Source organism: Trinickia sp. Z7 (assembly GCF_056498045.1).
Genome location: NZ_JAUEQW010000003.1, coordinates 430,189 through 449,340, shown reverse-complemented (window position 1 = coordinate 449,340; position 19,152 = coordinate 430,189). Strand labels below are relative to the sequence as shown.

Genomic DNA, 19,152 nt, shown 5'->3' with positions numbered 1-19,152 from the left:
TAAAGCTATCGGTTCTTCGAATAATTTTTCGCGAACGATTCTATCCGATCACCGAGTCCCGGCAAAGAAATGTCAATTCGTATTTGGCATATTCAGAAAGATCGCACTCCTCGCCGCGCATTTATGCAAAACGCGAATTCACTCTTTTTCCGCACACTTGGCGCGACGTAGGCCGCCCCGCCCGAGCCGCGCCGCCATTCAAAACCCCGCTGCCAACCCATCGCGCCGCGAATCGCTCGCCGCCACGTACCCGCGATCGGGTTCGTCGTGCGACAGCTTCCAAATATATTGGCCCGAGCCGAAATCCATATAGGGGTCGTCAATCGCTTTTATCTTGTGCCCACGCGCTTCTAGCGCACGCGCCACGCCGCGATCGAACGTCGATTCGATATCGAGTGTGAAGTCACGGTTTACCTTCCACCGCGGCGCATCGCAAGCGGCTTGCGGCTGCTGGCCGTAGTCGAGCATCCGGACGATCGATTGCAAATGACCTTGCGGCTGCATATCGCCCCCCATCACGCCGAAGCTCATGACCGGCATCTGCCGCCCATCGACGCGCTCGGTCACAAAGGCCGGGATGATCGTGTGAAACGGCCGCTTTCGGCCCGCGACGACGTTCGGCGAACGAGGGTCCATCGAAAACCCGCAGCCGCGGTTTTGCAGCGCGATCCCCGTACCCGGCACGACGATGCCGGACCCAAAGCCCATATAGTTCGATTGAATGAAGCTCACCATCATGCCGCGCTCGTCGGCCGCCGTCAGATAGATCGTGCCGCCGGAGCGCGGCATGCCGAACGCGAAATGCGTCGCCCGCTTCGGATCGATCAGCGCCGCGCGCGAAGCGAGGTATCCATCGTCCAACATCTGCTCGGGCGTCACTTCCATCGCGCGGGGATCGGCCACGTATCGGTAAACGTCCGCGAACGCGAGCTTCATCGCCTCGATCTGCAAGTGCTGCGAATCGATGCCGTCGCGCGGCAAATCGCGCAGGTTGAATCGTTCGAGAATGCCGAGCGCGATCAACGCGGCAATGCCTTGTCCGTTAGGCGGTATTTCATGGACGGTATAGCCGTGGTAGTCCTTGCCGATCGGTTCGACCCACATCGGTCGGTACTCGCGCAAATCGGCTTCGGTCATCGCCCCACCGCCCTCGCGTGCGAACGCGGCAATCTTCGCTGCCGGCTCGCCCTCGTAAAACGCTCGAGGCCCCTGCGCCGCCAGCAACCGGAGCGTGCTCGCATGACCGGGCAACCGCACGAGCTCGCTGACCAGCGGCGCGCGCCCGTGCGGCATGAACGCCGCGGCAAAGCCGGGCTGATCCTTCAACTCGGGCACGGCCGCCGCCCACTTTTGCGCAACGATGCTCGCCACCGCATGGCCGCGCTCGGCGATATCGATGGCGCTGGCCATCAGTTCGCCGAAAGGCAGCGAGCCGAATTTGGCATGCAGCGCCTCCCAACCCGCCACGACGCCCGGCACCGTAGCCGTGTCCCAGCCGCGCTTCGGCTGCAAGGCTGCGCCGCCCGCCTCGCCGTAACGCTGCTTGAAATAGTCGACGCTCCAAGCCGCCGGCGCCACGCCCGAGGCGTTCAAGCCGTGCAGCTTCGCACCGTCCCAAACGAGGGCGAACGCATCTCCCCCCAAGCCGCAGGAAACCGGCTCGACGATCGTCAGCGCCGCAGCGGCCGCGAGCGCCGCATCCACCGCGTTACCGCCTTGCCAAAGGATGCGCAAGCCCGCCTGCGCCGCCAGCGGATGCGAAGTCGACACGACGTTGCGCGCGAAGACGGGCAGGCGCGGCGTGGGATAGGGGTTGTGCCAGTCGAACCGATTCATATGTCGCATTCCCGTTCCGAAAAGGATTCTTTTGCAAAAAGGCCATGACACGAAGGTCTTACAATAGCGCTACTTTGACCGCCCCGTCGCCGCAAGCCATGAGCCGAGACCCCCGCCTGAGCCTGAACGCCCGTCAACAAGAATTGCTCGACTGGGTGCAGCGCGACGGCTTCGTGACGGTCGACGATCTCGCCTCCCACTTCGCCGTCACGCCGCAGACGATCCGGCGCGACGTCAATTGGCTGGCCGACATGAACCTGCTGCGCCGCTATCACGGCGGCGCGAGCCTGCCGACCAGTTCGGAGAACGTCTCCTACACGGCGCGCCAACGCATGTTCCACGACGAAAAACGGCGCATCGCGGCCCTCGTCGCCACTCACATTCCGGACCAGGCGTCGCTCTTCATCAATCTGGGCACGACCACCGAGGAAGTCGCGCGCGCGCTCAATCGCCATCGGGGGCTGCGCGTCATCACCAACAACCTGAACGTCGCCAATATGATGAGCGGCTACCCCGAGTGCGAACTGCTCGTGACGGGTGGTATCGTGCGGCCCTGGGACAAGGGCATCGTCGGCGAATTGGCAATCGATTTCATCCGGCAGTTCAAGGTCGATTTCGCGATCATCGGCACGTCGAGCATCGAGGTCGACGGGACGCTGCGCGATTTCGATACACGCGAAGTGCGCGTATCCGAGGCCATCATCGAGCATGCACGCACGGTCTTCCTCGCTGCGGATCATTCCAAATTCGGTCGCCCCGCGCTCGTGCGCCAGGGGCATCTGAGCCAAATCGATGCGCTGTTCACCGATCGAGACGCGCCCCCGGAAATGGCCGAGACGCTCGCCGCCGCCGGCACGCAGGTCTACGTGGCGCCCGCCGACTGACCCGTGGCGCGATTTATTCCATGCTGCGTTGCACCTTAAAGTTCAAGTCGATTCTCGAAATTGCCGCGGCAAGCGAACCGCTTCTCGGGCTCGCAATTGTCAAAGGGAATATTTTCAGGGAACGATTTGGATAAGAACGAGCGCTTGACTACACTCCAGTTCCCCGACGCACGTGCGTAGGAGCGCGTGCCGAGGCGATCGCTTTCCTACTCCCGATAGGTCGAGCGCACGGCGGCAGTGGAACGCCACCCGCCGAGGCAATCCGATTGCCCATGGAGAGAACAATGCTGAGTCCGCATGAATTCGCCACGTTGCTACTCGTCAAGGACGCTCCCAACCAAGTCGACATGGATCGTGAAGAACTCGACGCCCTGCTCGAGCAACAACTCGTGCGGCTCGAACGCCTCGGTACCGGGCATCAACAATGGCGCCTGACCGAGTCGGGCGACTCGGCGATTCGCGCGATCAAACGCTTTTCCTAGCTCTGCTTCGTAGTGTTGGCGGCTTGCGGCGGCGCTGCGCAAGCGGCGGCACGGCCTCGCTTCGTGTCGCGTTCGCGCTTTCGCCATAGGCCGCGAGCCGCGCTCGCGCCGAGTCGAGGCAACGCCGGATCGCACATTGCCTTCCAGCATCCGAGCAAGCGAGCGCGCGACGGGAGTGCGTATCCCTGCCCGTTTCCCTCTCGCTCGGAACGCTCACCCACCTCGCAAGGTGGGGTCGACCTGCGCGCGCCAATCGATGGCTTTCACCCGTTGAGCATTGAAATACTGCGCCCACGCGCGCTGCGCATCGGCCCCGCCGCCTGCTCGCATACGGTAATGCTCGGCGATGCCCTCTTCGAACGCGCAATATTCGCTCTGCGGTAGCTTCCCGTGGCGATAGGCCACATAGGCGTCGAACAGCGTCGCATAGACGGACTGCGCGTGCGCGCCGTAATCGGTCTGCGCGCCGCACATCGTCTGCAACGCCGCGAAACGCGACGCTCCCGCCGCCCCTCCAAGCCCCGGCATCCCCGCGCAGCCTGCCAAGAGCACCGCGCCCGTCAGTGCCGCCGCGGTCCAACCCGCTATCGATCCACGCATCGCCCACCTCGTCCTCGTTTTTCGAGATGGTAGCCGATGCGCGCCGCCGGTTCGTCGCCCCTCCCTTCCGATCCCAGGCATCGCTCGAATCCGAACTCAAAACGCACACTTTACTTTTTCGAAAATGTTCATTAAATTTCGCAAACGAACATCAATAGGTTCGTTTTATTCCGACGATAGTCGCAGGCATTAGAGGGGACAGAGCAAGTGACGCATGGCAGCCGGTACGATCTGCTCGTCGTGGGTGGCGGGATCAATGGAGCGGGCATCGCGCGCGACGCCGCGGGACGCGGCTTGTCGGTGCTGCTCGTGGAGCAGGACGATTTGGCCTCGCATACCTCTTCCTCGAGCACCAAGTTGATCCACGGCGGGCTGCGCTATCTCGAGTACAAAGAGTTCGGCCTGGTGCGCAAGGCGCTGCAGGAGCGCGAGACGCTGTTGCGCGCAGCGCCGCACATCATCTGGCCGCTGCGCTTCGTCATGCCTCATATGCCTGATCTGCGGCCCGCATGGCTCATCCGCGCGGGGCTGTTCCTATACGATCATCTGGCGCGGCGCGAACTGTTGCCAGGCTCCCGCGGCATCGACATGCGGCGCCACCCGGCCGGCGCGCCGCTCGTGGATTCGATCGCGCGCGGCTTCGTCTACTCGGACGGCTGGGTCGACGACGCGCGCCTCGTCGTGCTCAACGCGCTCGATGCTCACGAGCGCGGCGCAGCGGTGCTCACTCGCACCAAACTCGTCGGCGCGGTAAGAGCGGGCGGCGAATGGCATGCGCAACTGCGGCGCCCGGACGGCTCGCGGCTCGACGTGCGCGCCGGCGCCATCGCCAATGCGGCTGGCCCATGGGTGGGCCAGCTCCTGCACGACGCGCTCGGTCGCGGTGCGCACCACAGCGTGCGGCTCGTCAAAGGCAGTCACATCGTGACGCCGCGCTTGTTCGATCACGATCACGCCTACATTTTCCAGAACCCGGACAAGCGAATCATCTTCGCCATCCCATACGAGCACGATTTCACCCTGATCGGCACGACCGATGTCGAATATCACGGCGATCCGTCGGAGGTAGCCATCACCGAGGACGAGACGCGCTACCTGTGCGAATCGATCAACCGCTACTTCAAACGCAAGATCGCCCCGAGCGATGTCTGCTGGACCTATTCGGGTGTGCGTCCGCTGCTCGAAGAAGAAGGCGCCGACAATCCTTCCGCCGTCACCCGCGACTACCGGCTGGAGCTCGACGCGAATGCGGGAGAGGCGCCCTTGCTGTCGGTCTTCGGCGGCAAGATCACGACGTTCCGCAAGCTGGCCGAAGAAGCCGTCGACCGGCTAGCGGCCGTCGCGCCCATCGCCAAGGGCGCATGGACCGCGGGCGTGCCGCTGCCCGGCGGCGATATCGCCCAAGCGAAATTCGAGCCTTTCGCCGCAGCGTTCGCAAACGAACATCCGTGGCTGCCGGCGGAACTCGCCCGGCGCTATGCGCGCGCCTACGGTACGCGCGCTCGCACGCTCCTCGGCTCCGCGCAAGCGCTGTCCGAACTCGGGCGCGAATTCGCGCCGGGGCTCTTCGAGCAAGAGCTGCGCTATTTGCGCGACGTCGAATGGGCGCGCTGCGCCCAAGACGTGCTCTGGCGCCGCTCCAAGCTCGGGCTGCATTTGCCCGCAGACACGGTGCAACACGTGACGAGCGAGGTGGACGCGTGGTTCGCCCGCGCCAGCGCGCCGGACGCCCCGCGCGCGCGGTCCGCCTTGGCGGGTTGACGCGCGGCGCCCCCGGGAGAAAGCGCTCGAAGCCGGCCGTGCGGGTGCGAGCCCGGCGGCAATCGACGAACGAAAAACGAATATCCAAAAGCACGGAAGCAAAGCAGCACCAGCAGGACCAGCCGTAGTTAGCCGCCCCGCGCGCCCCATCCGCGCGGCACGTCAAGACAACACATGGAGAAGAGACAATGCAGGATCAATACATCCTTGCGCTGGACCAAGGCACCACGAGTTCGCGGGCGATGCTGTTCGATCGCAAGGGCAACATCGTCTCGGTCGCACAAAAGGAATTCCGGCAGATCTACCCGCAACCCGGCTGGGTCGAGCACGACCCGCAAGAGATCTGGTCGACGCAAGCCGGTGTCGCGGCAGAAGCCGTGACACGTGCGGGCGTGAACGGCACGTCGATCGCCGCCATCGGCATCACGAATCAGCGCGAAACTACGATCGTCTGGGATCGCGAGACCGGCCAGCCGATCTACAACGCGATCGTCTGGCAAGACCGCCGCACCGCCGGGCTGTGCGACACGCTCAAAGCGCAGGGCTTGGAACAGACAGTGCGTGCGAAGACGGGCCTGCCGATCGATGCGTACTTTTCCGCGACGAAGATCCGCTGGATTCTCGACAACGTCGAGGGCGCGCGCGAGAAGGCCAAGCAGGGCAAGCTCGCCTTCGGCACGGTCGATAGCTGGCTCGTGTGGAACTTCACGAAGCATCAACTGCACATCACCGACGTGACGAACGCGTCGCGCACGATGCTGTTCAACATTCATACGATGCAGTGGGACGGCGAACTGCTCGAGGCGCTCGACATCCCGCGCAGCATGCTGCCCGAAGTGCGCGCTTCGTCGGAACTCTACGGCAATACCGTCACCACCGTGTTCGCGTCGAAGATCCCCATCGGCGGCATCGCGGGCGATCAGCACGCGGCGCTGTTCGGCCAAATGTGCACGAAGTCGGGCATGGTCAAGAACACCTACGGCACCGGTTGCTTCCTGGTCATGAACACGGGCGAAAAACCGATCGAGTCGAAGAACAATCTCGTGACGACGATCGCCTGGAAGATCGGCGACGAAGTCAACTACGCGCTAGAAGGGAGCATCTTCATCGCGGGCGCCGTCGTGCAATGGTTGCGCGATGGGCTGGGCATCATCAAGAGCGCGGCCGAAATCGAAGCGTTGGCCGGCAGCGTCGCGCATTGCGACGGCGTCTATCTCGTGCCCGCGTTCGCCGGCTTGGGTGCGCCGCACTGGAACCCGCGCGCCCGCGGCACACTGTTCGGCGTGACGCGCGGCACGACGAGCGCGCATATCGCACGCGCGGCGCTCGATTCGATCGCCTATCAATCGCTCGACGTCCTCAAGGCCATGGAAGCGGATTCGGGCATCAAGATCGGCGAGCTGCGCGTGGACGGCGGCGCCTGCGCCAACAATCTGCTGATGCAGTTCCAATCCGACTTGCTCGGCGTGGCGGCCGTGCGCCCGCGCGTGAGCGAAACCACCGCGCTCGGCGCCGCCTATCTGGCCGGCCTCGCCGTGGGCTATTGGAGCAATGTCGGCGAGCTCGAAAGCCAATGGCAACTCGATCGGCGGTTTTCTCCGGCGATGCAGCAAGCCGACGTCGCGCAATGCATCTCGGGTTGGCAACGCGCCATCAACGCCGCGAAAGCATGGGCCGACGCCGGCGCCGCTTGATGTTCAGCGCCGCTCGGTCTTCGGCGCGCATGCCCACGAGCCCGGCCAGCCGTGCGTGCGCGCATTCGATCCATTCAATCAACCAACACATTCGACAATAGCCATTCCGGAGACAACACCATGTCGCCTTTAATCGCGGAATTTCTCGGCACGGCGCTGCTCGTGCTGCTCGGCAACGGCGCCGTCGCCAACGTATTGCTCGCGCGCACCAAAGGCAAGGGCGCGGATCTGATCGTCATCGTCTGGGGTTGGGCCATGGCCGTGTTCGTCGCCGTCTACGTGACGGCGTCGTTCAGCGGCGCCCATCTCAACCCGGTCGTCACCGTCAGTCTCGCGCTTGCCGGCAAATTCGCCTGGAGCAAAGTGGGGGGCTATGTGGCGGCGCAGATGCTCGGCGGCATGGCGGGGGCATTGCTCGTCTGGCTCGCTTACCGCCAGCATTTTTCGACGACGGAAGACGCCGATATCAAGCTCGCCTGCTTCTGCACCGCGCCGGCGATCCGCAGCGTGCCGCACAACGTCCTCACCGAGATGATCTGCACGTTCGTGCTGATTCTGGGCGTGCTCTATCTCGCCTCGCCGCAAGTGGGCCTGGGGGCACTCGACGCCCTGCCCGTCGGCCTGCTCGTGCTCGGCATCGGCATCTCGCTGGGCGGCCCGACCGGCTATGCGATGAGTCCCGCGCGCGATCTCGCGCCGCGCTTGATGCACGCGCTTCTGCCCATTCCCGGCAAACGCGGCAGCGACTGGCGCTACGCCTGGGTGCCCGTGTTCGGCCCGCTCGCAGGCGGCGCCATGGCGTCGTGGGTGTACGTCCACGCCCATTGAAAGCAGCGTGCGCGCGACGCTTTGCCGCGCGGCGCGAGCGGGCGCCGGCATGAAGACGATCGCGTTCGTCGGGGCGAGCCATGTGCCCAAAGGCTATGCGCAAGTGCTATGCAGCCTGGGCGTAACCCGCATCGTCGAACGCATAGAGCAACTGCCCGCGCTCATCGCCGCCGGACTGCGCGGCGAATTCGAGCAATCGCCACTGTGATCGCCGTGCCGTGACGGCCTTCCGGCAAGGCACCGGCGCCGGCCGCCGCCGATTGCCCGCGAAACGGCATTGCCGGCGGGCGGGACCGTCCAGGCAATGTTCGACGTTACGACGCCCCCCGCGTCACCGCGCGCGGCGCGCGCACTTGACGCGCATCGAGATATCCCGCGAGCAAGGTCACGGCCAGCGCCGCAACCGTCACCGCGACCGCCACCCACGGCAACGCGTCGAGCTTCGCGCCGCGCGTGAGCGCCACGCCGCCGAGCCAGGCGCCGGCGGCATTGCCGACGTTGAACGCGCCGATATTCAGCGTGGACGCCAAGTGCGGCGCATGCCGCGCTTTTTCGACCACACGCATTTGCAGCGGGGGGACGGTGGCAAACGCGGCGATCCCCCAAACGAACACCGTGACGGCGGCCGGCACGGCCGCATGACTCGTGTGCGCAAACACGGCCATCACGAGCGCAAGCAGGGCGAGAATGCCCGCGAGCGATGTCATCAGCGCGCGGTCGGCCAGCTTGCCGCCTACCACGTTGCCGACCGTCAAGCCCGCCCCGCACAGCACGAGAATCAGCGTGACCGCGCGCGGCGAAAAGCCGCTCACCTGTTCGAGAATCGGCGCAATGTAGGTGAAGACGACGAACACGCCGCCGAAGCCGAGCACCGTCATCGCGAGTGCGAGCCATACCTGCGGCTCCTTGAGCACGCGCATCTCCCGCGCGAGGCCGACCGGCCCCGAGTCGTGCCGGTTCGGCAATAGTGCCGTGATCCCGCCCAGCGACAGCACGCCGAGGCCAGCCACGATCCAAAACGTCAGGCGCCAGCCAAACGACTGACCGACGAACGTGCCGAACGGCACGCCGAGGACATTGGCAAGCGTGAGCCCGGTGAACATCAGCGCGATCGCGCTGGCCTGCTTCTCGCGGGCGACGAGCGATGCGGCGACGACGGCGCCGATGCCGAAGAACGAGCCATGCGCGAACGAGGTGACGACGCGCGCGAGCATCAGCATTCGATAGCCCCCGGCAACGGCACACAACACGTTGCCGGCGATGAACACGAGCATCAGTGCTTGCAGCGCGGCCTTGCGCGGCATCCTGCTCGTGAGGACGGCAAGCACGGGCGCTCCGGCGGCCACGCCGAGCGCGTAGCCGGACACCAGCAAGCCGGCCGAGGGAATGGAAACGGATAAGTCGCGCGCCACGTCGGGCAACAGCCCCATGATGACGAACTCGGTGGTGCCGATGGCGAAAGCGCTCAGCGCAAGCGCGAGCAAGGGGAGAGGCATGTCGGTTCTCCGGCGATGAAATGCGAGGTGACGTGAGCCGGTATTGTCGGGATGATCAGCGTGATTGATAATCGCCCTGGCCATTGAATCATTTTCAAATTTCTTGGAATAATATTTCGATGGATCGACTCGGCGACATCCGTCTTTTCGTCGAAGCTGCGCGCCTCGGCGGTATTTCCGCGGCCGGCCGGAAGCTCGGGGTCACGCCCGCCGCGGCCAGCGCGCGCTTGGCCAAGCTCGAAGCGTCGCTATCGACGCGACTATTCGAGCGCACGACGCGCCAACTGCGGTTGACCGACGAGGGCCGGCTCTATCTGCGGCACTGCATGCGCGCGCTGCAGGCGCTCGACGACGCGAACACCGCGCTGCAGGCGGGCCGAACCGTGGTGCGCGGCAAGATCCGGATTTCGACGACGTCCGATTTCGGACGCAACATGCTGATGGGCTGGCTCGACGAATTCAACGCGCTCTACCCGGAAGTCACGTTCGCGCTCACCTTGGCCGATTCGGTCTCCAATCTCTTGCACGACGACATCGATTTGGCTATCCGCTTCGGCGCGCCGCGCGAAGATACGTCGTTGATTGCGCGCCCGCTCGCGGCGAACCGGCGGGTGCTCGTGGCGTCGCCCGACTATCTGGCGCGCCACGGCGAACCGGCCTCGCCCGCCGATCTGTCGCGATTTCATACGATCGTGCTCTCGATCGCATCGGGGCCGCTCAACGAATGGCGTTTCGTCCGCGGCGACGAGACCGTCGATTTCACCGCGCCGCTCGAAACCTCGCGCGAGACGAACGACGGCGCCGTGACGCGCATCTGGGCGGTGGATGGCTATGGCATCGCCTTGAAGTCGCTCTGGGACATCGATGCCGATTTGCGCGCGGGCAGGCTGCGCATCGTGCTGCGCGAGTGGCGCTATGCCTGGGATACGCCGCTGCACGCGTTGTTCCATCGCAACCGCTATCGCCCGCCGCGGGTGCGGGCGTTGCTCGACTTCCTGATCGAACGCTTCGCGCGGGTGGAGCGCGACTGGCCCGAGTTGCCCGGGCTGATGCGCTGACCGGCTATAATGTCGGGTTATGCGGCCGGTGCCGCGACTGCTCGGGCCATCCGGGCGACGTCCGCCCGGCCCCCGGCAGCGCCCTTATTTGGGGCGGCGTCCTTTGCCGGCCTCCGCGACTTACCTACGCCCCCAGGTCAACCACTGCGAACGGCGAGCTTCATGACCAAGAAAGTTTATGTAAAAACCTTTGGCTGCCAGATGAACGAGTACGACTCCGACAAGATGGTCGACGTGCTCGGCGCCGCCGAAGGACTCGTCAAGACGGATTCGCCCGAAGACGCCGACGTCATCCTCTTCAACACATGCTCCGTGCGCGAAAAAGCGCAGGAAAAGGTGTTCTCCGATCTGGGCCGCGTGCGCGAGCTCAAGGAAGCCAAACCCGGTTTGCTGATCGGGGTCGGCGGCTGCGTCGCGAGCCAGGAAGGCGCGGCGATCGTCGCCCGGGCGCCGTACGTGGATCTCGTGTTCGGCCCGCAGACGCTGCACCGGCTGCCGCAAATGATCGACGCGCGCCGCGAGAGCGGGCGCGCGCAGGTCGACATTTCCTTCCCCGAAATCGAGAAGTTCGACCATCTTCCGCCCGCGCGCGTCGACGGCCCGAGTGCGTTCGTCTCGATCATGGAAGGCTGCAGCAAGTACTGCAGCTACTGCGTCGTCCCCTACACGCGCGGCGACGAAGTCTCTCGCCCGCTCGACGACGTGCTCACCGAAATCGCGGGGCTCGCCGATCAGGGCGTGCGCGAAGTCACGCTGCTCGGACAGAACGTGAACGCCTATCGCGGGGCGCTGACCGTCGGTTCGAGCGACATCGCCGATTTCGCGACCCTGATCGAATACGTCGCCGATATCCCCGGCATCGAGCGCATCCGCTATACGACGTCGCACCCCAAGGAGTTCACGCAGCGCCTCATCGACGTCTACGCCAAGGTCGACAAGCTGGTCTCGCACCTGCACCTGCCGGTGCAGCACGGGTCGGATCGGATCCTGATGGCGATGAAGCGCGGCTACACGGTGCTCGAATACAAATCGGTCATCCGCCGTCTGCGCGCCATCCGGCCCGACCTGTCACTGTCGACGGACATCATCGTCGGCTTCCCCGGCGAAACCCAAAGCGACTTCGACAAAACGATGGCGCTCGTGCACGAGATGAGCTACGACACGAGCTTCTCGTTCATCTACAGCCCGCGCCCCGGCACGCCTGCCGCGAACCTGGCCGACGACACCCCGCGCGAAGTCAAACTGGCACGCCTGCAACATTTGCAAGCGACGATCGACGCCAATGTCGTGCGCATCAGCGAAGCGATGGTCGGCAACGTCGAGCGCATACTCGTCGAGCGCCCGGCGCGCAAGGATCCGAACGAACTCGCAGGCCGCACGGCCAACAACCGGGTCGTCAATTTCCCCGCGCCGGTGGCCTCGCATGCGCGCTTGATCGGCCAGATGATCGACGTGCGCATTACGCGCGCCTATCCGCATTCGCTGCGCGGCGAGCTGGTGCTCGCGGAGCACGCGGAACCCATCGCCTAAGGAACGCCCTCTCGCCTTGAAGACCGCCCCGTCCCTGGAATTCACCGCCCCGCGCGAAGACAACGCGCGCCTTGCCAACCTTTGCGGCCCGCTCGACGAGAACTTGCGGCAGATCGAGCAAGCGCTCGACGTCACGCTACAGCGGCGCGGCCATCGCATTTCGATCCGCGGACGCGGTGCGAAAGTCGCGCTCGGCGCACTCGAGACGTTCTACAACCGCGCGCGCGAACCGCTCTCGGTCGACGACATCCAGCTCGCGCTCGTCGAAACCCGGCATGCGGGCAATCGCGCCGGCGCCGGTCAAGACGATGCAGGCTCGGGCCGCTACGACCCCGACCATCCGTTCGACGAACCCGCGGGCGTGGACGACGAAAACGTCGAAGAGCTCGGCCCCAAGCTTTATACGCGCCGTGCCGATCTGCGCGGCCGCACGCCCGCGCAGCGCGAATATCTGAAGCAAATCGTCTCGCACGACGTCACCTTCGGCGTCGGGCCGGCCGGCACGGGCAAGACCTACCTTGCCGTCGCTTGTGCCGTCGATGCGCTCGAACGCGATCAAGTCAAGCGCATCGTGCTCACGCGCCCGGCCGTGGAAGCCGGCGAGCGTCTGGGCTTCTTGCCCGGCGATCTCGCGCAAAAGGTCGATCCGTATCTGCGCCCGCTCTACGACGCGCTCTACGATCTGCTCGGCTTCGACAAAACGGCCAAGATGTTCGAGCGCCAGATGATCGAGATTGCGCCGCTCGCCTATATGCGCGGACGCACGCTCAATCACGCATTCATCATCTTGGACGAAGCGCAAAATACGACGCCCGAGCAGATGAAGATGTTCCTTACGCGCATCGGCTTCGGCTCGAAGGCGGTCGTGACCGGCGACACTACGCAGGTCGATTTGCCGCGCGGCGCGAAAAGCGGTTTGATCGAAGCGCAGCAAGTGCTGGCCGATGTGCGCGGCATCGCGCTCACGCGCTTCACGAGCGCGGACGTCGTGCGTCACCCGCTCGTCGCCCGCATCGTGGAAGCCTACGACCAGCACACGAAAAAAGACCAGCCCACGCCCGCCGAGGGGCGATGAAACCCATGGCGCGCAGCCAAGCGACCGCATGAACGAGAAGCCACGTACGCCGCAATTGAAGTTGACCCTACAGTTTCCGGCCGCGAAGGCGTTCCCGGGTCACAAGGCGCTGCTGCCGCGCGCGAGCATCGCACGTTGGGTCAAGGCCGCGCTCTTCGCCGACGGCGAACTGACGGTGCGCTTGGTCGATGTGGAGGAGGGCCGCACGCTCAATCGCGCGTATCGCGGCAAAGACTATGCGACGAACGTCTTGACGTTCGCCTACGCCGAAAGCGAGGACGATCCCGTCTCGGGCGATCTCGTTCTCTGTTGCCCGGTGATCGAGCGCGAGGCCGCCGAACAGGGCAAATCGATCGAGGCGCATTACGCGCATATGATCGTGCACGGCACGCTTCATGCGCAGGGCTACGACCACGAAACCGACGACGAGGCGCAAGAAATGGAAGCGCTCGAAACCGACATCCTAGGGCGGCTCGGCTTTGCCGATCCCTACGGAGACCGTCCCCGCTAAATACCCTGCGCGCGCGATGTCCGAAACGAGCCCGCCTCTCACCCATCTCGAGCCTCTTTGCTGCGGCTATCCGCCCGCACTCGGCGAGGCGCGGCTCCTCACCGACGCCGAACTGGCGCAATCGCTGGCCGATGCGACGAGGCACTGGGACGGCCGCAGCGACCTGTGGCTGTTCGGGTACGGCTCGCTGATCTGGAACCCGGGCATGCCCGCCGCCGAAACCGTGCGGGCGCGCGTGCGCGGCTATCATCGCGGGCTCTACTTGTGGTCGCGCGTGAACCGGGGCACGCCGCAACGGCCCGGGCTCGTGCTGGCGCTCGATCGCGGCGGCTCATGCACGGGCATGGCCTTTCGGCTCGCAGGCGAAGGCGCCGCGCCGCATCTGCAGGCGCTGTGGCAGCGTGAAATGCCGATGGGCTCCTATCGGCCCGCCTGGCTGCCGTGCTGGCTCGCAGACGGGCGCCGCGTCGAGGCCCTCGCGTTCGTGATGCGTCGCGACGTGCCTACCTACACGGGCAGATTGTCCGATGAAATCATCAAAACGGTGCTCGGTTGCGCTCAGGGCCGTTACGGCACGACGCTCGATTATGTGTGCCGCACCGTCGCGGCGCTGCGCGAAAGCGGCATGCCCGACCGCGCGCTCGAGGCGTTGCTCGAGCGCTGCCTGTAGTGCATCCACGCGCCGGGGCTGCCGGCTGTGCGTCGCGAACCGCTCGGTGCTCGATAGCCGTCAATAGCCGTCAATAGCCCAAGAACGCCACGACGCCGACGATCGCGCCGAGCCCCGCGACACCCAGCGCCGCGCCGAGCAGCCAACGGCGGCGCGTGAGCAGCGTGATGGCAGCGAGCGAAATGGCGATTTGCGTGAGCGTGGTGGCCTGCGCCCAACGGTGGTGCAGATGCAATTGCCGTTCGCTGTCGGCATCGGCTTTGTCGACGGCTTTCTCGAGCGCTTCGGCCTGCGCGCGGATGGCGGTCTTTTGCTGGGCGTATTTGGCGATATCGCCCGTGAACTTGGCGCTCGCCTTCGGATCGGCCTGTGTGAGGGCCGCGCCCAGCTCGGCCAAATTCTGCTTCTCGCCCTTGGCCTGATAGTAGCTCCACTGATTGGCCGCTTCCGTCTTGCGGATCGCCGCCTCGTTCTTGTAAAAGAGCGCGAGGCCTTCGGTCGATCCGCCTTGGTACGAGAACACGGCGCCGACCGTTGCGAGTATGGCCGTCATGACGGCGATGCGGCCGGCGAACGGGTCCACCGGCGCCGCGCCGTGCGCTGCGGCGTGATGAGGGTGACCGGCATGTTCGAGCGCTTCTTCGTGCGGCCCGCGCACTTCAAACTCTTCCGACATATTTGCTTCGCACAAACGAGGTAGAAAACGGCACAGCCGAACCGCCTGCACTTTAGCAGGACCGTCTGCGTCATGGTCCCGCTTTTTGCGTGGTGTATCCTTTACTCTCCGCTTACCACGCGTCCAGCCGCGCCGGACGCATTGCCATGAACGACGCCTATCCCAGTCGACGCCATACCGACAAGCCCAATGAGAAGCGCTCGCTGCTCGAGCGTCTAACGGACTTCATCTCGCCCGAGCCCGATTCGCGGGGCGAACTGCTCGAAATCTTACAAGACGCGCACGAGCGCAACCTGATCGACGCCGATTCCCTGTCGATGATCGAGGGCGTATTTCAGGTGTCGGATCTGTGCGCGCGCGACATCATGATCCCGCGCGCGCAGATGGATGCGATCGACATCGAGCGCAGTCCCGAGGAGTTCATCCCGTTCGTTCTCGAGAAGGCGCACTCGCGCTATCCCGTCTACGAGGGCAACCGCGACAACATCATCGGGGTGCTGCTCGCGAAAGATCTGCTGCGCTACTACGCCGAGGAATCGTTCGACGTACGCGGCATGCTGCGGCCGGCCGTCTTCATTCCCGAAGCCAAGCGGCTGAACGTATTGCTGCACGACTTTCGCATGAACCGCAATCACATCGCGCTCGTCGTCGACGAATACGGCGGCGTGGCCGGACTCATCACGATCGAAGACGTGCTGGAGCAGATCGTCGGCGACATCGAAGACGAATACGATTTCGACGAGGAAAGCGGCAACATCATCGCGTCGCCCGACGGCCGCTATCGTGTGCGCGCGCTCACCGAGATCGAGCAATTCAACGAAGTGTTCGGCACCGATTTTTCTGACGAAGAAGTCGATACGATCGGCGGCCTCGTGACGCATCATTTCGGGCGCGTACCGCATCGCGGCGAGCGCGTGCGTATCGACGACATCATTTTCGAAATTCTGCGCGGCGACGCACGCCAGGTCCACGTTCTGCTCGTGCGGCGCGATCCGCTGGCCGGCCAACGCGAGCGCGACGCGCAACACATCCAGACTTGAGCGGAAACGACTGCGCAGCCGGGTCGCGCGCCGCGCAGTTCGCTGACCTACCGCGCGCCCGAGCCGGGTGCGCCGGCGCCGCGCAGCGACCGCGCAACAACGCCGGAGTTGGCGGCTAGCCGAGCACTCAACTTTCATCGCATTCCCACCCCGCCTATCCATGGCCGAAACGATCACCTCCCGTGCGCGCCGCGCCGCAACGCCCCTCGCGACCACCGCGCCGCTCTCGCGCTGGCACTACGTCGCCGCGCTGGCGCTCGGCGCGCTCAACACGCTCTCGTTCGCGCCGACGCCTCACGGCGGTTGGCTCGAATTGGCAATTTTCGCCGTGCTCTATGCCTGGCTCCTGAGAACCGCGGGATGGAAAAGCGCGGCGCTGACGGGGGGTGCTTTCGGCTTCGGCAATCTCGTCACGGGCGTCTGGTGGCTCTACGTGAGCATGCATCATTACGGCGAGATGGCTGCGCCGCTCGCGGGCGCGGCGCTCATCCTGTTTTCGCTTTATTTGGCGCTGTATCCGGCGCTCTCGGCAGGGTTGTGGTCGTTTTGCGCGGGGCATGCGGCAAGCGTTGCACGCGACGACCGCCCCTTTTCACCGGCGTGGCAGGGCGCATTCGCCTTCGCGAGCGCCTGGGCGCTCGGCGAGTGGCTGCGCGGTACGATTTTCACGGGTTTTCCCTGGCTCGCCAGCGGCTATGCGCAGGTGGATGGGCCATTCGCGGGGTTTGCGGCGATCGGAGGGGTGTACGCGGTAGGCTGGGTCTTGGCGCTCGCTGCGGCGCTGCTCGTTCAAGCCGTCTATGCCTGTGTGGCACCATCACGATCGCGCTCGCGCGTGTTCGCGCTGCTGCCAGCCTGCGTCGTGCTGATCCTCGTCGCGGCCGGCATGCTGCTTTCACGTGTGAGCTGGACGCGGCCCGCCGACGCCCCGCTGAGCGTGCGTATCCTGCAGGGCAACGTCGAGCAAGAAATGAAGTTCGACGAAGCCGGGGTGCGCGCCGCGCTCGATTTGTACGAGCGGATGATCACGGCGCGCGCGGCCGATCTGATCGTCACGCCCGAGACGGCGATTCCCCTGGTGCCGCAGCAGTTCCCCGAAACGTTCGCGAGGACGCTGCGCACGTTTGCCGACGACACCGGCTCGTCGCTGCTGTTGGGCACATTCGGCGCAACGGTTACGCCCGATGGGCGATACACCGACGAGACGAACAGCTTTTTCGGCGTGATGCCCAACACGCGCCAACTCTACCGGTACGACAAGCACCATCTCGTGCCCTTCGGCGAGTTCGTTCCGTTGGGCTTTCACTGGTTCGTGCAGTTGATGAACATCCCGCTCGGCGATCTGGCGCGCGGCGCACCCGTGCAAAAGGCGTTTACGGTCCGCAACCAGACGATCGATATCGACATCTGCTACGAGGATATCTTCGGCGAGGAGATCGCGCGTCGATTGCGCGAAGCGGCTACGCCGGCCGGCATACTCGTGAACGCGTCGAACCTCGCTTGGTTCGGCGATACGATCGCACTCGATCAGCATTTGCAGATGGCGCGCATGCGCACGCTGGAGACCGGCCGGCCGTTGCTGGCGGCGACCAATACGGGCATGACGGCCGTCATCGATGCGAAAGGGCACGTGACCGCACGCCTGCAGCCGTTCACGACGGGGCAAATCGAAACTCGGGTGCAGGCGATGGCGGGACGCACGCCGTACATCACCGTCGGGAACGATCTCGTGCTGGCCACCTCGCTCGTGCTGCTCGCCTTCGGCTTCGCGTTCGGTTCGCGTCGCGCTAGCCGCGGCGCCACTAGGTTCGGCCGCGGCCGGGGCGCCAGCCGCAAGGCAGCCCCAATCCGGTAAAATCTAGCGTTTTCACCGCGCAGACGGCGGCGACCGCCGCGCAGCGCACCCCAGCCGGCCGGCTGGGCGCTCGATTCCGCCGGTTTTCGGCATCGCAGCGGCGCCCACGCGCCGCCTGCCTCGAAAGGCAAGACATGCTCACGTTTCAGCAAATCATCCTGACGCTGCAATCCTATTGGGACAAACAGGGTTGCGCGCTACTGCAGCCGATCGACATGGAAGTCGGCGCGGGCACCTCGCACGTCCACACGTTCTTGCGCGCCGTGGGTCCCGAGCCGTGGCGCGCGGCCTACGTGCAGCCTTCGCGGCGCCCGAAAGACGGCCGCTACGGCGACAACCCGAACCGTCTGCAGCACTACTATCAATACCAAGTGGTGCTCAAGCCCGCGCCCGAAAACATTCTCGATCTGTACCTCGGCTCGCTCGAAGCGCTCGGCTTCGACCTGAAGCAAAACGACGTGCGCTTCGTCGAAGACGATTGGGAAAACCCCACGCTCGGCGCCTGGGGCCTTGGCTGGGAAGTCTGGCTCAACGGCATGGAGGTCACCCAGTTCACCTACTTCCAGCAAGTGGGCGGGCTCGATTGCAAACCCGTGCTCGGCGAAATCACGTACGGGCTCGAGCGGCTCGCGATGTACCTGCAGAAGGTCGAAAACGTCTACGACCTCGTCTGGACGGAATGGGAAGAAGCAGGCCCCAACGGTCCCGAACTGCGACGCCTCACCTATGGCGACGTCTATCACCAGAACGAAGTCGAGCAGTCCACCTACAACTTCGAGCATGCCAACGTCGATCTGCTGTTCACGTTGTTCGGCAGCTACGAAGCCGAAGCGAAGCGGATGATCGAAACGCAGCTCGCGCTGCCCGGCTACGAGCTCGTGCTCAAGGCGGCCCATACGTTCAATCTGCTCGATGCGCGCGGCGCGATCTCCGTCACGGAACGCGCGGCTTACATCGGTCGCATCCGCGCGCTGTCGCGGCTCGTCGCGCAGGCTTACTACGACTCGCGCGAGAAGCTCGGCTTCCCGATGCTCGGCAATCCCGTGCACGGCGTACCCGGCTTGACCACCGACGAACAGGACGCCGCCATGCCGGCGTGGGCGCCGCCGTTGAAGGTCGAGCGCGCGATCGACAAGGAATGACGTGACTTCAACGA

17 protein-coding genes and 1 pseudogene are annotated in these 19,152 nt (G+C 65.0%); 14 read left to right on the top strand and 4 right to left on the bottom strand.

What is annotated here, in order from left to right; translation table 11 throughout:
• Positions 1 to 198: 198 nt before the first annotated feature.
• Entirely contained in the window at positions 199 to 1,836 is a 1,638-nt protein-coding gene (locus QQS38_RS08540; RefSeq protein WP_479645000.1) for a gamma-glutamyltransferase family protein, read from the bottom strand.
• A 98-nt stretch (positions 1,837 to 1,934) separates the two neighbouring features.
• On the opposite strand from QQS38_RS08540, the gene QQS38_RS08535 reads away from it, so the two are divergent.
• Both QQS38_RS08535 and QQS38_RS08530 read left to right on the top strand, forming a co-directional pair.
• On the top strand, positions 1,935 to 2,720 hold the full coding sequence (locus QQS38_RS08535; protein WP_479644930.1) for a DeoR/GlpR family DNA-binding transcription regulator: 786 nt from the start codon (positions 1,935 to 1,937) through the stop codon (positions 2,718 to 2,720).
• Between the two features lie 284 nt (positions 2,721 to 3,004).
• Positions 3,005 to 3,202, top strand: a complete 198-nt coding sequence (locus tag QQS38_RS08530) for a hypothetical protein (protein ID WP_479644929.1) — start codon at positions 3,005 to 3,007, stop codon at positions 3,200 to 3,202.
• 213 nt (positions 3,203 to 3,415) lie between these two features.
• On the opposite strand, the gene QQS38_RS08525 is transcribed toward QQS38_RS08530, so the two are convergent.
• Positions 3,416 to 3,802, bottom strand: coding sequence for a hypothetical protein (locus QQS38_RS08525; RefSeq protein ID WP_479644928.1), 387 nt, complete (start codon positions 3,800 to 3,802; stop codon positions 3,416 to 3,418).
• Positions 3,803 to 4,009: 207 nt separating this feature from the next.
• On the opposite strand from QQS38_RS08525, the gene glpD reads away from it, so the two are divergent.
• From glpD to QQS38_RS08505, 4 genes and pseudogenes are all read left to right on the top strand, one after another.
• Positions 4,010 to 5,563 carry a glycerol-3-phosphate dehydrogenase gene (gene glpD / locus QQS38_RS08520; RefSeq protein WP_479644927.1) on the top strand — a complete coding sequence of 518 codons (1,554 nt, stop codon included), beginning with the start codon at positions 4,010 to 4,012 and terminating at the stop codon, positions 5,561 to 5,563.
• 188 nt (positions 5,564 to 5,751) lie between these two features.
• The gene (gene glpK, locus QQS38_RS08515; RefSeq protein ID WP_479644926.1) at positions 5,752 to 7,257 is read left to right on the top strand and encodes a glycerol kinase GlpK; all 1,506 of its coding nucleotides are present in this window, start codon (positions 5,752 to 5,754) and stop codon (positions 7,255 to 7,257) included.
• 120 nt (positions 7,258 to 7,377) lie between these two features.
• A complete protein-coding gene (locus QQS38_RS08510; RefSeq protein WP_479644925.1) occupies positions 7,378 to 8,085 on the top strand; it encodes an MIP/aquaporin family protein in 708 nt (235 codons plus the stop codon).
• A pseudogene (locus QQS38_RS08505) lies at positions 8,081 to 8,293 on the top strand (hypothetical protein); the annotation flags it as partial. The gene QQS38_RS08510 and the pseudogene QQS38_RS08505, both read left to right, overlap by 5 nt.
• 106 nt (positions 8,294 to 8,399) lie before the next feature.
• Here QQS38_RS08505 and QQS38_RS08500 read toward each other — a convergent pair.
• A complete protein-coding gene (locus tag QQS38_RS08500; protein ID WP_479644924.1) occupies positions 8,400 to 9,581 on the bottom strand; it encodes an MFS transporter in 1,182 nt (393 codons plus the stop codon).
• 119 nt (positions 9,582 to 9,700) lie between these two features.
• On the opposite strand from QQS38_RS08500, the gene QQS38_RS08495 reads away from it, so the two are divergent.
• The 5 genes from QQS38_RS08495 to QQS38_RS08475 all read left to right on the top strand — a co-directional run bounded on the left by QQS38_RS08495 (position 9,701) and on the right by QQS38_RS08475 (position 14,425).
• Complete coding sequence (locus QQS38_RS08495) at positions 9,701 to 10,639, top strand: LysR family transcriptional regulator (RefSeq protein ID WP_479644923.1); 939 nt, start codon at positions 9,701 to 9,703, stop codon at positions 10,637 to 10,639.
• A gap of 162 nt (positions 10,640 to 10,801) precedes the next feature.
• Complete coding sequence (miaB, locus tag QQS38_RS08490; protein ID WP_479644922.1) at positions 10,802 to 12,169, top strand: tRNA (N6-isopentenyl adenosine(37)-C2)-methylthiotransferase MiaB; 1,368 nt, start codon at positions 10,802 to 10,804, stop codon at positions 12,167 to 12,169.
• Between the two features lie 16 nt (positions 12,170 to 12,185).
• On the top strand, positions 12,186 to 13,244 hold the full coding sequence (locus QQS38_RS08485) for a PhoH family protein (protein WP_479644921.1): 1,059 nt from the start codon (positions 12,186 to 12,188) through the stop codon (positions 13,242 to 13,244).
• Positions 13,245 to 13,272: 28 nt separating this feature from the next.
• Positions 13,273 to 13,755, top strand: a complete 483-nt coding sequence (gene ybeY / locus QQS38_RS08480) for an rRNA maturation RNase YbeY (RefSeq protein ID WP_479644920.1) — start codon at positions 13,273 to 13,275, stop codon at positions 13,753 to 13,755.
• 16 nt (positions 13,756 to 13,771) lie between these two features.
• Positions 13,772 to 14,425 carry a gamma-glutamylcyclotransferase gene (locus tag QQS38_RS08475; protein ID WP_479644919.1) on the top strand — a complete coding sequence of 218 codons (654 nt, stop codon included), beginning with the start codon at positions 13,772 to 13,774 and terminating at the stop codon, positions 14,423 to 14,425.
• A 70-nt stretch (positions 14,426 to 14,495) separates the two neighbouring features.
• Here the strand turns inward: QQS38_RS08475 and QQS38_RS08470 are convergent, their stop codons facing one another.
• Positions 14,496 to 15,101: a DUF4337 domain-containing protein gene (locus QQS38_RS08470; RefSeq protein ID WP_479644918.1), complete on the bottom strand. Its 606-nt coding sequence runs from the start codon at positions 15,099 to 15,101 to the stop codon at positions 14,496 to 14,498.
• Between the two features lie 146 nt (positions 15,102 to 15,247).
• On the opposite strand from QQS38_RS08470, the gene QQS38_RS08465 reads away from it, so the two are divergent.
• The 3 genes from QQS38_RS08465 (at position 15,248) to glyQ (ending at position 19,138) form a co-directional block, all read left to right on the top strand.
• Positions 15,248 to 16,141 (top strand): HlyC/CorC family transporter, encoded by an 894-nt coding sequence (locus QQS38_RS08465; protein WP_479644917.1) that lies wholly within the window; start codon positions 15,248 to 15,250, stop codon positions 16,139 to 16,141.
• A 160-nt stretch (positions 16,142 to 16,301) separates the two neighbouring features.
• Entirely contained in the window at positions 16,302 to 17,996 is a 1,695-nt protein-coding gene (gene lnt / locus QQS38_RS08460) for an apolipoprotein N-acyltransferase (protein WP_479644916.1), read from the top strand.
• Positions 17,997 to 18,130: 134 nt separating this feature from the next.
• Positions 18,131 to 19,138: a glycine--tRNA ligase subunit alpha gene (gene glyQ / locus QQS38_RS08455; RefSeq protein ID WP_479644915.1), complete on the top strand. Its 1,008-nt coding sequence runs from the start codon at positions 18,131 to 18,133 to the stop codon at positions 19,136 to 19,138.
• The last annotated feature ends 14 nt before the right edge of the window (positions 19,139 to 19,152 follow it).